13 protein-coding genes are annotated in these 14,356 nt (G+C 44.2%); 2 read left to right on the top strand and 11 right to left on the bottom strand.

Translation table 11 applies throughout. From position 1 onward, the window contains the following. Positions 1-103: 103 nt before the first annotated feature. From ACI39P_RS01725 to ACI39P_RS01740, 4 genes are all read right to left on the bottom strand, one after another. Entirely contained in the window at positions 104-1,036 is a 933-nt protein-coding gene (locus ACI39P_RS01725; protein ID WP_439718991.1) for a ParB/RepB/Spo0J family partition protein, read from the bottom strand. Next, positions 993-1,808 (bottom strand): AAA family ATPase, encoded by an 816-nt coding sequence (locus ACI39P_RS01730; protein WP_439718992.1) that lies wholly within the window; start codon positions 1,806-1,808, stop codon positions 993-995. Before ACI39P_RS01730 ends, ACI39P_RS01725 begins: the two co-directional genes overlap by 44 nt. Positions 1,809-1,865: 57 nt before the next feature. After that, positions 1,866-2,843 carry a DUF6017 domain-containing protein gene (locus ACI39P_RS01735; RefSeq protein WP_439718993.1) on the bottom strand — a complete coding sequence of 326 codons (978 nt, stop codon included), beginning with the start codon at positions 2,841-2,843 and terminating at the stop codon, positions 1,866-1,868. A 71-nt stretch (positions 2,844-2,914) separates the two neighbouring features. After that, positions 2,915-4,054 carry a hypothetical protein gene (locus ACI39P_RS01740; protein WP_439718994.1) on the bottom strand — a complete coding sequence of 380 codons (1,140 nt, stop codon included), beginning with the start codon at positions 4,052-4,054 and terminating at the stop codon, positions 2,915-2,917. Positions 4,055-4,400: 346 nt separating this feature from the next. Here ACI39P_RS01740 and ACI39P_RS01745 point away from each other — a divergent pair, with 346 nt between their 5' ends. Further along, positions 4,401-4,841 carry a hypothetical protein gene (locus ACI39P_RS01745; RefSeq protein ID WP_439718995.1) on the top strand — a complete coding sequence of 147 codons (441 nt, stop codon included), beginning with the start codon at positions 4,401-4,403 and terminating at the stop codon, positions 4,839-4,841. Positions 4,842-4,988: 147 nt separating this feature from the next. Here the strand turns inward: ACI39P_RS01745 and ACI39P_RS01750 are convergent, their stop codons facing one another. The 7 genes from ACI39P_RS01750 to ACI39P_RS01780 all read right to left on the bottom strand — a co-directional run bounded on the left by ACI39P_RS01750 (position 4,989) and on the right by ACI39P_RS01780 (position 13,018). Beyond that, positions 4,989-5,810 carry a hypothetical protein gene (locus tag ACI39P_RS01750; RefSeq protein WP_439718996.1) on the bottom strand — a complete coding sequence of 274 codons (822 nt, stop codon included), beginning with the start codon at positions 5,808-5,810 and terminating at the stop codon, positions 4,989-4,991. A 12-nt stretch (positions 5,811-5,822) separates the two neighbouring features. Beyond that, positions 5,823-6,584 (bottom strand): ATP-binding cassette domain-containing protein, encoded by a 762-nt coding sequence (locus ACI39P_RS01755; RefSeq protein ID WP_439718997.1) that lies wholly within the window; start codon positions 6,582-6,584, stop codon positions 5,823-5,825. A 16-nt stretch (positions 6,585-6,600) separates the two neighbouring features. Next, on the bottom strand, positions 6,601-7,251 hold the full coding sequence (locus tag ACI39P_RS01760; RefSeq protein ID WP_439718998.1) for an ABC transporter permease subunit: 651 nt from the start codon (positions 7,249-7,251) through the stop codon (positions 6,601-6,603). 111 nt (positions 7,252-7,362) lie between these two features. After that, positions 7,363-8,181 carry an amino acid ABC transporter substrate-binding protein gene (locus tag ACI39P_RS01765; RefSeq protein WP_439718999.1) on the bottom strand — a complete coding sequence of 273 codons (819 nt, stop codon included), beginning with the start codon at positions 8,179-8,181 and terminating at the stop codon, positions 7,363-7,365. 210 nt (positions 8,182-8,391) lie between these two features. Beyond that, positions 8,392-10,788 carry an S-layer homology domain-containing protein gene (locus ACI39P_RS01770; RefSeq protein ID WP_439719000.1) on the bottom strand — a complete coding sequence of 799 codons (2,397 nt, stop codon included), beginning with the start codon at positions 10,786-10,788 and terminating at the stop codon, positions 8,392-8,394. A gap of 154 nt (positions 10,789-10,942) precedes the next feature. Beyond that, entirely contained in the window at positions 10,943-12,196 is a 1,254-nt protein-coding gene (locus tag ACI39P_RS01775; protein WP_439719001.1) for an amidohydrolase, read from the bottom strand. A 12-nt stretch (positions 12,197-12,208) separates the two neighbouring features. Continuing rightward, on the bottom strand, positions 12,209-13,018 hold the full coding sequence (locus ACI39P_RS01780) for an MBL fold metallo-hydrolase (RefSeq protein WP_439719002.1): 810 nt from the start codon (positions 13,016-13,018) through the stop codon (positions 12,209-12,211). Positions 13,019-13,216: 198 nt separating this feature from the next. Here ACI39P_RS01780 and ACI39P_RS01785 point away from each other — a divergent pair, with 198 nt between their 5' ends. Further along, a complete protein-coding gene (locus ACI39P_RS01785) occupies positions 13,217-14,326 on the top strand; it encodes an alanine racemase (RefSeq protein ID WP_439719003.1) in 1,110 nt (369 codons plus the stop codon). Positions 14,327-14,356 lie beyond the last annotated feature (30 nt).

The raw sequence follows: 14,356 nt of genomic DNA on the forward strand, positions 1-14,356 counted from the left end.
CTTTTCCTTCCTATATTTGTTTCCTATAGTGTTGCAAAACAAAACAATGGTAATTCATTTCGTTTTATGTTTTCCTCCAATAAAAAAGCCGCCATATCAGTGGTCATCTTGCTTCTCTCTGCTGCTTTTGCCTTTCCGTTTTCTCAAGCAAATCCAATGCCTTATTGATACGATCTTTGATTTGCTGTGGTGTCATAGTTTTTGGGAACCTTTTTCGCACCCAATTTCCATCCAAAGTGATTTTATGTTCTATCGGTTTTTCCTGATTTAGGATAACCGTCACAACATCCTCATTGAAACGACCTTCCTTACTGTAATGCCGTAAATCCTGCGCCTGTTTAATGGAAGGGAATACTTCATCCGTATCAATCACATCATACAAAATCTGCTGTTCTTCCTTAGTTAGATAGGATAGTTCTACCGCAGGACGAAAAGCGATTTTCTTTTCATCGACCAGTTCCAGAAGGTCAGGAGTAAGTTCTGTCAAACGGATATAGCGTTGAATCTGATTTCTGCTTTCACCAACTTGTTGTGACAGCTCTTCATCTGACCGCAACTTTGTCCCCAATGGGGACGAAGTTAAATCTGTTCTCACTCCCTGTCGTTTCATAGCATCCAGCTTCAGCTTATACGCAAAAGCCTTTTCACTAGGCAGCAGTTCTTCTCTCTGAAGGTTTGAATCCACCATCAGAATAATTGCTTCATCATCCGTCAGATTTTTAATGATAATCGGCATCTGATCTAATCCCGCCAGTTCAGATGCTCTTTTTCGCCTGTTCCCCGCCAGCAGTTCATATCCTCCATTTTCCATTGGTCGCACAATGCCAGGGGATAATACGCCGCTCTGCTTCACGCTCTCCGCCATCTCCTGCATCCCTGCATCATCAATGACTTTGAAAGGATGGTTCCGAGGTGTATGTAATTCTGAAAGAGGAAGATATACGATTTTATCCACACTTTCTTCCACAGGCTGCGACCCCATGTTGAACAAGTCATCGTACGAGGTCATTTTTATATCTTTTGCGGGACTTTTCATTACCTAACACCTCCTTCGTAAATTTTTCATAGGCTAAAGCCGCATTGCCGTTTTTGTCATATTCATAAATGCTTTTTCCCAAAACACTTGCTTCTGCTACTCTGATCGATGCTGGAATCTGGCTGGTAAATACAGAAATATTTTTCCCATAGCTTTCTCGGATCAACGAAGCGATTTCCTTACAGAAATTTGTTCGGTTGTCTACCATTGTCATCAAAATGCCGTCAATTTGAAGATTTGGATTGATCTGACGTTTCACCTTGCCAATGGTCTTAATGAGCTGCTGCAATCCTCTGGTAGGTAAGTACTGGGCTTCTACAGGAATGATTACACTATCTGCCGTAGCTAACGCATTGATCGTTAGCATTCCCAAAGAAGGCATACAGTCAATCAGAACATAGTCATAGTTTTCTTTTACCTGATTGATATACTGACGCAACACCAGTTCTCTGCTCATCATATTTACCAGTGTTACCTCTACACCAGAAAGTTCAATATTTGACGGCATCAGGTCAATCTTTTCTTCATGGTGCAAAATCCCGAATGCAGGATCAATCAGTTCATCAGAAATCACTTTGCTGAACACATCCGAAAGTGTAGTCGAAATCTCATCGGCAGGAATAAAACCCAAACTTTCTGTCAGGCTTCCCTGGGCATCACAGTCTATCAGCAATACCTTGTTTCCCTGACGGGCAAGACCTATGCCAAGATTTACCGTTGTGGTCGTTTTTCCAACTCCGCCCTTTTGATTCGCAATCGCTATCGTTTTCATTTACAGCACTCTCCTCTTTCTTGCAATAAAAAAACAGAACCTCCTTCGTTCTGTTACTTACCCACTTCCATGAAAATCATGATTTACTTTTGCTTTATAATAATTGCCTATCGTCACCGGAGCATTGAAAAGGGCTTCCAGCAAATAGGCTTTGATATTTTTAATGTCCGATGGAGAATTCTCCATACACTCCAGAATATATTCGATGTGCATATAATCTAACTGGTTCATGCGATCCTGCACCAAGGATGTATAAACCTGCTTCCGTCCAATTTTCATAAACTCTTCCTGTGTACAAAGGACTTCAACAATCAGCTCCACAATTTCTCCAACATCGTTATTGTATGGATGCAGCTGCATCAAATGATCGTAAGAAATTTGCTCCTTCACTTGCTCTCTGAATCCATCTATCACATCCATCCCTCCTTTTGCTGATTGATGGATAGATTTTTTAATAGTGTCAGTATTTTTATTTTCAGTATTATTTCCTTCGGTTTTTCCGAGCTCTAGATTTCTATTTTCCAGAAAACTAGAATTCTGATTTTCCGTATTCTTGACTTCTGATTTATCGTATTCAAGACTTCTGATTTTCCGAACTCTTGACTTCTGACTTTCCGTATTCTTGGCTTCGACTTTTCCGAAGTCTGGGATAGCAATTTTTTCTCCTTCTTCCAATACCCTTGTAAAATTCTTCACAAAGATCATAGCCGGCTTTCCCTGCCCTTGTTTCTTTCTCTCGATCAAACCAGCATCTTTCTCCAACTCTTTCAGTGCTTTTACAGCTTTGTCCTTCCCACAATTAAAACTTTCACAAATATCCTCTATTGTGAAATAAATGTAAATCCTTCCTGCATCATCCTTCCATCCATTCTTAGTCGATAGAACCAACCTGTCCATCATCATACCGTATAACACTTTTGCATCCAGTGATAATGTTCTAAACAGCGGATCACTCATCAAGACTTTTGGTATCCGAAAAAAGGCATACTGCTCAGCTTCTAAACCATAATGATAATCAAAAACTATCTGTTTCATTCTCCCCCTCCTTTCCTCAATAAAATAGGCAAAAGCAGAAAATGCCTTTGCCCGTTTATATTATTGAATGATTAAAAGTTTTCAATTTCTTTATACATATTCCATAAATCTGTATTATGTTCTTTCAAAAAAGACTCCAGTGTGCGTTTATTGAAATATTCTAACACCTTATTTCCATATACTTTTCTGTCTATCATATAAAAGCAGTCTATACCAAACTCTTCAATATGGGAACTTAAAATAGTCCTTGACATATCTAGTACCATGCCATAAGAACTTATATAATCATCATCTTCTTCATCGTTATCAAGAAAAATCAAATTAAACTCTGTTCCATCAATCAATTTATCTTCCTGCCATAATCCTTCCTCCATCTTATTTCCTTCCGCATCAAAAGTAATCCCTTCACCATCTCTTTTATAATTCTTGTAATGACCAACGTATTTTTTACTTTTCTCGTATCCGTCTTTCACAGCAATTTCATCATACCAATTACTCCCAAGAGTTCCCGTCAAAACTACATCCATCCCATCGTCCACAACATATACTTTTGTCTTTGGGTCATATTGAAAAACCTCATTGCCCATAATCGAGTGAATCGTATAAAGATCATCTATATATACTTCTTCTTTATCATTCAGGGCATTTAATAAATCTATAGTTCGTTTATTAAGTAACTCATGGTAGTTTTCTACCATTGGATAAAACTCTTTATATCTACTACACATTAAATATGTTACCCAATCTCGTAATATTAAATGATAACCTTCCCACTCATCTTTTTCATCTTCGTTTACCCAAGAATCAATAAACTGGACTATAGAAGAAAGATGTCTAAACTGATCCTGTGTCAAACATTCCTGAAGTTCCGCTGCATTTGCCTGGAATAATTCACGCGTACTTTTCCCAATAAAACCACAAGAAAATTCTTCAGTCATAAAAATCATACTGTCCAAGGCCGCTTCAATTTCCGCAGACATTAATGCCTTTGCTCTCTTAATATGCTTTTGGCTTTTTGTCTCTTCATCTTGCTTCTGTGCCCAATACACAAGAACAGCAATCATTATTGTAGCAATCAATGAAAACGCCGCAATAGCCAATGTATAATATGTTATCAACGAATGCTCCACTGGAATAGGTATAGAAATAAATATAGGTGCTAAACAAACAATGCCAAGACAAATTATAAAACCAATTATAATTCCCTTCATTTCTTCTCCTCCTCAATACTCTTAAACTATAACGGAATAACCAACTCTAACTATATAAAGTTTTTTCTGATTGTCCAGATATTTCTTTTCATTATACTATAAAACCCCGTCAAATCAGAAAAGTTTTAGTTCTTTTTATCAAAATAAAAGCACCATTTGATAAATTTTCAAACAGTGCTTTCGCTGTGATTATAGATTTTTGTTTTTATTCTTTATCTAAAAGTATTGATATTTAAAGGTTTATGTCTGTTGTGTATAAAAGAGTGTCTCTACCGGGGCTACAGGGGCTACCGGCGTTTGCTCCTGCAAATGCATCTCCAAAGGAGAACTGACCACCAATGGCGGTATGGAATCCTTTGACAGCAAAGGGGTTCCCACAGGCTGGAATATCAACAACAGCGATCTGGTAGAACCAGACGATGATCAGGGCGATGTCCACTCCGGGAATTTTTCTGCCTTACTCTTTAATAAAGCTGTCCTTTCTCAGGATATCTCCATCGAAGGCGGCTGCTTCTTCGAGCTGAGCTTCTTTGCGCGGGGTAATGGCGCACAGGTACAGCTGGAAGCCTGCGTAACCTTCTCCACCGATGACAGCTTCACTACAGACAGCAGCTGCATCCTGATTCGTGCCCAAGATATCCCTACGGATAACCGAAACTTTGCGTACTACCGCTTCATCACCGCCCAGGCGCCCGCGAACGCCACCAACGCAAGGATCGAATTCCGCGTAACAGCCAACGGGGAGCAGTCTCTGAATCTGGACGATGTTTCGTTCTCTGTCAATTAAGCACCAAAAAAGCAGGTGGAATGTAGTGGCGGCTTAAGAAAACATACTTTTTGGATTTATTGATTTCTTAAGCTGCACTGCCAGGATGTCCCGCTAAGAAAACATTTTATTTTCTTAGCGGGACTCCTCTAAAGCCACCTGCTTTTCTTATTCTGATAAATATGCTGTGCCTTCTGCCACAATAGAAACATGCCCCGTGATAAAAAGGGCTTGGATTTTTCCATTTACATATTCCGCTTCCACGCCCATGCTACCGCCGGGCTGCTTCAAGCTGACCGAAACAGATTTTCCTGTTTTTTCCGCCAGATAAACGCCGATGGCAGAGGTGCCGCTGCCGCAGCCTCTTTCCCAAATCAGGCTGACATCTTCCACAGAAACAAGGGGAGTCAATTGTTTTTTTTCCGCATCGAACAAAAGGATGCCGAAGGCCTCAGGCATCTCGCCTGCCCACGCCTTCGCCGCCTGTTCTGCTCTTGCCGCCCGCTCCTCGCCCCAGAGGGACGCGGGGACAATGATATGAGTAATGCCTGCAAATATAACCGTATCCAATTCCAGGCTTTCGCCATCCAATAGAAAAGTTCTCTTTTCCACAGCCTTGGGCAGGGGCATAGCCACTCTGCCGAAAAAGCCCTTTTCTTCTCGCTGGATTTCACAGCGGACAAGGTCATCCGCCCCGGAAACCTCCAGCACGATCTCTGTTTTTTCGCCCACAGGCAGGCCTTTTTCCTTCGCCAGCCACGCCGCCAGGGAAAGGGAAGCATTTCCACAAAATTCCCCCGCCATCATTTGCAGACGTTTTTCCGCTAAGGGGTTTTCAGGTTCTTCGATATATCCCGCCTGTTCCGCATAGACGCTGCCGTAAGCGATCAGCTTTTCTGCCGTGGCAAGCTGCTGTTTTCTGGGCACAGGGCTCTGGATGAGAAGGGTCATATTTTCCGTTGGGCTGGTTTTGATAAATTTCAATTCCATCCTACCACTTCCTTACTGCTGGAAACGGCTCAGGAATGCTTTGGTACGTTCCTGTTTGGGGTTATTGATAAGTTCTTTCGGGTCGCCCTCTTCCACGATGACGCCGCCGTCCATAAAGATGATATGGTTGGAAACATCCCTTGCAAAGGCCATTTCATGGGTCACGATAACCATGGTCATATGTTCCGCCGCCAGATCCTTGATAACCTTCAAAATCTCCCCTGTCAGTTCCGGGTCGAGAGCGGAAGTAGGCTCATCAAAGAACAAAATTTTCGGCTTCATGGCCAATGCACGGGCAATGGAAACCCGCTGCTGCTGCCCGCCGGAAAGTTCACAGGGGTAGGCATTCTCTTTATCAGAGAGACCCATTTTTTTCAGCAATTCTCTTGCCTCGGCATAGACTTCCTCCTTGGGGCGCTTGCCAATCAAAATGGGAGGCTCTGTGATATTTCTCATCACGGAATAATGGGGAAACAGATTAAAATTCTGGAATACCAGACCAAAATGCTGTTTGATGCCCTTCAAGGTTTCCTTATCGCTGTAAACAGCCTTACCTTCCCCATCTGCCTTAGCTGCATAATCGCCCAGATAGATCAGGTCGCCGCCATCCATGGTTTCCAGCATAGTAGCACAGCGCAGCAGTGTGGATTTCCCGGAACCGGAAGGCCCGATAATAGAAACAACCTGCCCTTCCTCTACGGAAAGGGAGATATCCTTTAACACTTCGTTTTCACCGAAGCTTTTATTGCAATGATTGATTTCCAATACTTTCATCAGTGGCCCTCCTTTCTTAACGATAATAACTCAGTTTCTTTTCAATCCGTTCCATTACAAAAGCAACAACGGCATTGAAGATGAAATAGAACACACCGGCAACGAACAAGGGCATCATATTCGTCTGCGCTGCCGCAATCTGCTTTGCAACGGTAAACATTTCTTCATAGGTCAAAACAAAGGCCAAAGAAGTATCCTTTACCAATGTAATGACTTCGTTGGTAACAGGAGGCAGAACACGCTTTACCATCTGGGGGAAAATAATCTTAAAAAATGTCTGATTTTTATTGTACCCCAATACAGATGCCGCTTCATACTGCCCCACAGGGATGGATTCGATACCGGAACGGTAAATTTCCGCAAAGTAAGCAGCATAGTTGATGGAAAAACCGATGATGACCGCCCCAAAGCGATACCATCGGGGCAAAGCAATCCCAAAAAGATAGAAAGGCGCAAAATGTACCACCAAAAGCTGCAGCATCAAAGGTGTCCCACGCAGGATGGCAATGAAAACCTTAATGATATACTGCAGGGGCTTGATTTTAGACATGCGCCCAAAGGCTACCAACAGCCCCAGAGGCATGGAAAACAGCAGCGTCAAAACAAAAATCAGCAGGGATGCCCCCATACCGCCGATCAGCTGCTGCATGATCGTTGCAAAACTCATAATAACTTTCCTTTCCTGATACTATTTTTACAAAAGGGGATAAACGCAGGAAAAGGCGGCAGGATTCCCCGCCGTCTTTACCATTTTTACATTGTATTTTCGTATTTTCAATTATTTGCCCAGGCAAACCATCTGATCCAAATTGTAATCTGCATATTTGGAGGCGATTTCCATAAATGTGCCATCTTCCACCATTTCATTCAGTGTAGCCTGAACCTGGTCTCTCAGTTCTTCGTTGCCCAGCTTGAAGCCGATTGCATACTGTTCTGTGGACAGAGGTTCTTCCAGCATTCTGAATTTGTCGGATTTTGTAGTCAGCTGATACTGTGCCACACCGATATCAACCGCAATGGCATCATTTGTGCCTGCTTCCAGGTTCATAAATGCTGTGTTATAATCAGCGATTTCATCCAGAGATGCAAAGGTAGCAACAACGTCTGCTTTGGATTCATCCTGCAGTGCTGTCAGAGCGGAGGAGCCAGCCTGTGTGATAACATGCTTGCCTGCCAGATCTGCTTCTGTCTGGATATCGGAATCTGCTCTTACGACATAAACGATGCTGTTGTCAACGTAGGGTTCGGAGAATGTGTATTCCTCTTCTCTGCCGTTCATTGTGAAGCCGTTCCAGATACAGTCGATCGCGCCGCTGTTCAGTTCCATATCTTTTGCGTTCCAGTCAATGGGCTGTTTGATCAGTTCCCAGCCGTTTCTTGCACAAACCTCAGCAGCCAAGTCCAGGTCGAAGCCGGCATAATCGCCATCCTCTGTTCTGTAGCCGTAAGGAGGATATTCTGCATCGAAACCAACGGTAAAGGTGGTTCTTTCTGCAGCTGCATCCTCTGCAGGTGCAGCTTCTTCAGAGCCGCCGCAGCCAGCCAGCATGGAAACGCCCATAATCATTGTTAAAAACAGTGCTAAATATTTTTTCATCTTGTATCGTCCCCTTTTTCTTTTCCTATTTATGGTATGCGGAAGGTCTCCCTTCGTTCTTCATCATATTATCACACTACCATACTAAAGTAAAGCCAAGCTTTCCGCAGATTTTACAAATTCTTTTGTGCAATTTAAACAATTTCTCCCGCCCCACAAAGACAAGAGGCGCGGAACACACCGCACCTCCCGGAAAGTTTTTTTTATTGTTTATTCTGCTATCGCACGAATCCTTACGATCTTGCCTTTGGAATCCTTCGTCAGCGCTGCCATGCAATCGTCCTTTGCATCATCGCAGTCATCCAGGAAATCCTGCAGACCGTCCAGATCATCATCGTATTTCAGATTCTTCTTATAATCATCTTCATCCACAGTAGAGGCCAGCTTATAAACAAATTCTGCTTTGCTGCCAATCTCAAAGGTTTCTTTTTTGCTGCCGATCTTTACAGTGACCTCGTCATTTTTTGTATCCACTTCTACCAGTTCACCGTAGTAATCTTCCCAAAACGCAGTGACCTCTTTAACAGCGCCGCTGCTGTTATATGTCAGTTCCACATAAATGCGGGAATCCCCATACACATAATCCAATTCGCTGTTCAGCTTGGTCAGGGTGACTTCATCGCCATCCAGCGTAACCTTCACGCTGCTTGCCAAGTCCAGTTTCAGGTTCATGCCTGCCGCTGTCACAGTAATGGTCTTTGCATCTTCCACCAGGTCTCTCAGATACCCGTCTTTTGCTTCTGCCAAGGTTGCTTCAATTTCGCAAACATCCCCTTTGCTATCAAAGCTCAGCTTCACTGTAAATGTATAGTTTTTCACATAATCCATCAGGTCTTCCAAATCTTTGCTTTTGCCATTGATGGTCACATCTACGTCATCTGCCAAGTCGTATGTATATTTGGTATCATCGGAAACAATAGTGAGCTCATCTTTATCCAGTTCAGACAATTCCCCCGTGCTGTTGCCTGCATATTTGGAAGTCGCAATGATTTCCGTTACTTCATCATTCCGATCCACATCTACGGAAACTACATATCCTTTGCCGTCTCTGTAGCTTTCCCGCAGGGCAGAAACCGTGCTCTTCTTGCCATCCACTTTTACTGTTACATCATCCGCCAGATCATACTCATAGGTATCGCCGCCGGCTTCAAATTCGATGCGGTTGCTGTTAAGGAAGGTCAGTGTACCATTATATTCATCCTCCATGGATTCAATAATGATTTCATCCACCTCATTATTTTTATCCAGCTTCAGGGAAACCATATAGCTATATTCATCGTAATTCTTTTCGAATTTACTGAAGGTCATGCTTTTGCCGTCATACTCGATTTCCACATCATCCGCCAGCGTATACGTATATTCCTTAGAGCCGGCTTTGATCGTGATTTTATCATCATCCACATCTGTTACCAGCCCATTTGTCGGATTATTCTCATTCATCGACGCAACGATTTCCAGAACATATTCCTCCTGATCCAATGTCAGGGTAACATCATAGTTTGCATCTTCCAATGCTTTCTGCAATTTGCTGATGGTGGATTTTTTTCCATCCAGCTTCACTTCCACATCGTCATCCAGATAATATTTCGTTTCACTGGAGCCATCTTTTACCGTAACCTTGGAATCGCTGACATCTACCAATTCAAATGTCTTTTCTGTTGTCTTATTGATGCCTTTTTTGGAATTTGTCACTTCGATGGCACTCATATACTGCCCTTCATAAGTCACCTTCACTGTATCCCCAGTACCGATATCCGCAAAACTGATTTTGCTGCCATCATATTTTGCTGTTACATCCCCCTTTGTGCCAAAAAGGCTCAAGTTGGTGCCGTTGCTAGTACTCAGGGTAATAAAAAGGTCTCCGTTCTGCATCACCATGCTGCTGGTGACTGTGCCAGTAGCCGTGCTTGCAGTCTTTGATTCGGAAGAATCCGTTTTATTTTCCACCAGTTTATTATAAGATTTTACAGAAAGCACCGCCATTTCCGCACGGGTGATATTATTTTTGGGGTTGAATTTATTATCAGAATCCCCCACCATCAAATTGGCTCTGTACAGTAGCTCCAGATAAGGCACCGCTGCCGCAGAAACCTGAGAGGCATCATCATAAACCAGCGTTACGCCGGATTTGATATCATACCCATTGACTGTATCCAGGGCTTTGCCAAAAATCACACCTACATCCTCACGATTGGCGTATTTGGTGCCATCCTGCAGCTTATTCAGCTCTGCTGTGGTCAAAATGCTGTTTTCCAAGCCATAGGCTGTTGCTTTATAAGCCCATTCCGGAATATTGTAGGCACTGATGACAGGCTTCCATTTTGTCACCGTAGCATCGTTTACATCCTGCTTGCTGTATGCCTTCATGATGGAATACATCAGCTGCACCGTTTCGCAGTAAGTAACGTTATTTCTAGGCTTGCAGTAACGTTTGCCGTTTTCTTCATAGCCGCTCATCAGCCCCAATTCTGCCGCCTGGTTCAGAAATGGCTTGAAGCCGGACCAGGTAACTGTATCGATATCCACAAAAGCAGCGCCATAAGCTGTGACACCCATGCTGCCCAGCAAAAGGCTGGCCGCTGTTGCAAAAGTAATCAGCTTTTTCATTTTTCTACCCCCTTTTCAAAAGTCCCTCTCTTTTTCTTCTCCGATAAGACAGGCTTTCCTATCTTCATTGTATCACAATCAAGGAAAAAAAGTTCTTTCGTTTTCCTTAATATTTCTTCGAATCCCGGCAAAATCCTCTTTTTTCGGGAAATATTTACTGATTTTGACGCAGAAGGGAAAGGTATTGTTCCTTTTTCTCAGAAAAATTTTCCGGATATACCTGTTTTTCCGGTTGAGTCAGCAGGTCAAAAATGGTACCCGCCAAAACCTTCGCCGCCCGGATATAACAATTCTCTTCCTCCCTGATGATAAAATCACTGCTGTGGAATCTTCCCTCGATACCGGAAAATCCAAACTGCACCGCAGGCAAAAGACTCCCCAAGTCCCCCACATCCCCCGACGCACCGGAAACAGGGTTTTTCACGATATCCTTTTCTTCACAAAGCAGAAGCATATTTTCCTTCACCGTTTCATTCAGCCTGTCACTTTGACGCAGCGGCAGATAGCCTGCCGTGGTCTTGATTTCCCAGCCCAGTTCCAAAGCCGCAGCGCAGTGACCCACACAGGCATCAAATCTTTTTTCTGCGGCAAAAAGGCTCTCCCTGTCGTTGGCACGGATATAGGTTTCCAGGATCGTTTCCCCGGGAATCTGATTCACATCACCCCCGGTTTCCGTCAGCACAGGATGCAGACGAAGCCCCGCTTCCGGCGGAAACTGCTCCTTCAGGAAAGAAATTGCCTGCATGGTCAGCATTGCCCCGTGGAGGGTATTTCTGCCCAGGTGGGGCGCCGCTCCGGAATGGGAAGATTTCCCCTGAAACACCGCTTTTTTCGCCAGAAAGCCCGCCAAGGCGGAACCAACATCAAATTTTGTTTCCCTGTCCCCATTGGCATGGGCAGAAAGGATGCAGTCCACATCATCAAAACAGCCTAAGGCAATCATATTCTGCTTACCGGAACGAAATTCCAACTTTCCTTCCTTTATCAGCCCGTCTCGGTAGGAAAAATCAATAAATTCCTCTGCCGGGGTGAAAAAGAAGGTCACACAGCCCTCCGTTTCTTCCAAGAAGTTTGTTTGCACCAATGCTTCCAGCACCGTCAGTGCCAAAGTGGTCTGTATGCTGTGTCCGCAGGAATGGATACAGCCGCCGTCCTTTCCCGGAAGGGCATCTATATCCGCCACAACGCCAATGTGGTAGCCGCAGCCTTTGCCGATGGTGGCTTTCACCCCTGTCATGGCAATGCCTTTTTCGTAGGGAACACCCCATTTTTCCAGCTCTTCGCAAATCATCTCCATGGTTTGGAATTCTTTGAAGCCCAGTTCAGGGCAGTCAAAAAATTTCCGTCCTCTTGCAATGATTTTTTCTTTTGCTCCGTCTATAAAATCAAAAAGTACAGTCTTTTCCATAAAAATATCCTCTCACTTCCATTCCAGCGCCGTCCCGACAGCCACTTCCGTCACAGGGCTTTCCGCATGCAAGGCTGCCCGCACCGCAAAAGAGGTGCAGTGACAGGGGTACAATTTCAGAATGTTTTCTTCCTTTAAATAAGCGATGGTTTCCTTTGCCCGCTCATCCAAATCAAATAAATGAAATCCGCCCAATATGCTCTGCACCTGTTCCACCCCGGTCAGCTTCTTGGCATAGGCGATAATATTGCAGATACCCGCATGGGAACAGCCTGTGATGATGGTAAGCCCCTTTTCTCCCACATAAGCCAGTGCCGTATCATCGGGAATATGGTCTGCTTCTTTCTTCCCGTCCTTTTCTACCGTACCGATGGCATAGGCAGGCTCAAAATCCACTGTATGGGGAATTTCCCCCAGCCAGACCAATTTTTCCGTCAGCCAGACAGGCTCTTTTGTCAAATGCAACTCAAATTTTTCCGCCAGTTTCCCCTCAGAAACAGGGCTGCCAATATCCATGCCATTCCATTCATGGGGCAAAAGGGCATCGGGATGGGCAAGCAGCTTGGGCTTCTTTGGGAAATCCACTGCCAATAAGGGCTGCAATCCCCCCGTATGGTCGTTATGGGAATGGGAAAGCAAAATCGCCTCCGCTTTTGCCACATCAATGCCCATATCTCTGGCATTCTTCAAAAAAGCATCAGAATAGCCCGTATCAAACAAAAAGCATTTCCCTTCTGCTTCCAGCCAATAGGATACAGCAGGCTCCCCCAAATAATACACATCAATTTCTGTATGATTATCCATCAATATCGTTAGTCTCACTTCTATCACTCCATTTTTGAAATGCCGATAAAATTTATTTTATTTTTATCCTGTCATTTTTTCTCTGATTTTTTCAGGCTTTTCTCCACCATAGCATAGAAAAAGCACCTTTGCAATCGTGATTCTGCCAATTGACAGAATGGTTTCTTTTCTGTAATGTATGCAAAAAAGGACATTTATTTTTAGGAGGGATTTTCCATGAAAAAACACGAATTACAGACACCCGCAATCCTGTTGAATATGGATGCACTGGAAAACAATATTAACTCCTGGCAGGCTCTTTGCGATGCCAACGGCAAAGAAATGTGGCCCATGATCAAAACCCACAAAAGCTCCACTCTGGCAAAAATGCAGATGGATGCCGGCGCAGCAGGCTTCCTGTGCGGCACACTGGATGAATGCGAAATGGTTCATAAGCTGGGGGCAAAACACATCATGTACGCTTACCCTACAGCAAACCCCGTAAACCTTCAGAGATTGATGCCCATCGCCAAGGATACAGAACTGATCATCCGTCTGGATACCGTTCCCGCCGCTGAAATCCTGAACGCAGAAGCGGAAAAAGCAGGCGTGACTGTTTCCTATACCGTCATTGTAGATATGGACTTCCACCGTTTCGGTATGCCCGCTGAAAAAGTTGTTGACTTTGTAAAAGCACTGGCTCCTTTGAAAAACCTGAAATTCCGCGGTATCTCCACTCACCCCGGTCAGGTTTATGGCTGCACCACAAGAGAAGCCCTGGAAGCAGTGGCACAGTTGGAAAAGGATACCATGAAACGGGCTGCAGATGCATTGGCTGCTGCCGGTTTCCCCTGCGAAATCGTTTCTTCCGGTTCCACACCTACCTTTGAAATCGCAGTAAAAGATAAAACGATCAATGTCAGCCACCCCGGCAACTACACCTTCTTCGACAATATCCAGATGGCACTGGGTACCTGCGGAGAGGATGCCTGCTCCCTGCGGGTGCTGGCAACAGTCGTTTCCAACCCTTCCGAAGGCTTCTATCTTTTCGATGCCGGCTCTAAATGCTTAGGTTTGGATCAGGGGGCCCATGGCAATTCTGCCATCAAAGGCTTCGGCTATGTGGTTGGCCATCCCGAACTGACCATTGTCGGCCTTTCCGAAGAAGTTGCGAAAGTAAAAGCAGAAGGCGCATGCAATCTGAAGATTGGCGATAAAGTAGAAATCATCCCCAACCATTCCTGCTCCTCCGCAAATAATACCAGCTGGTATACCTGCGTACGGGGCGATGAGGTTGTTGATTTCATCGAAGTAGACGTAAGAGAAAACAGCAGAAAAAAAGGCTGATACCAAAAGAAAGGGAGTCCCAACCGGGAC

The sequence above is a fragment of the Anaerotignum sp. genome (assembly GCF_051877975.1).
In the GTDB taxonomy this organism is placed as follows: domain Bacteria; phylum Bacillota; class Clostridia; order Lachnospirales; family Anaerotignaceae; genus Anaerotignum_A.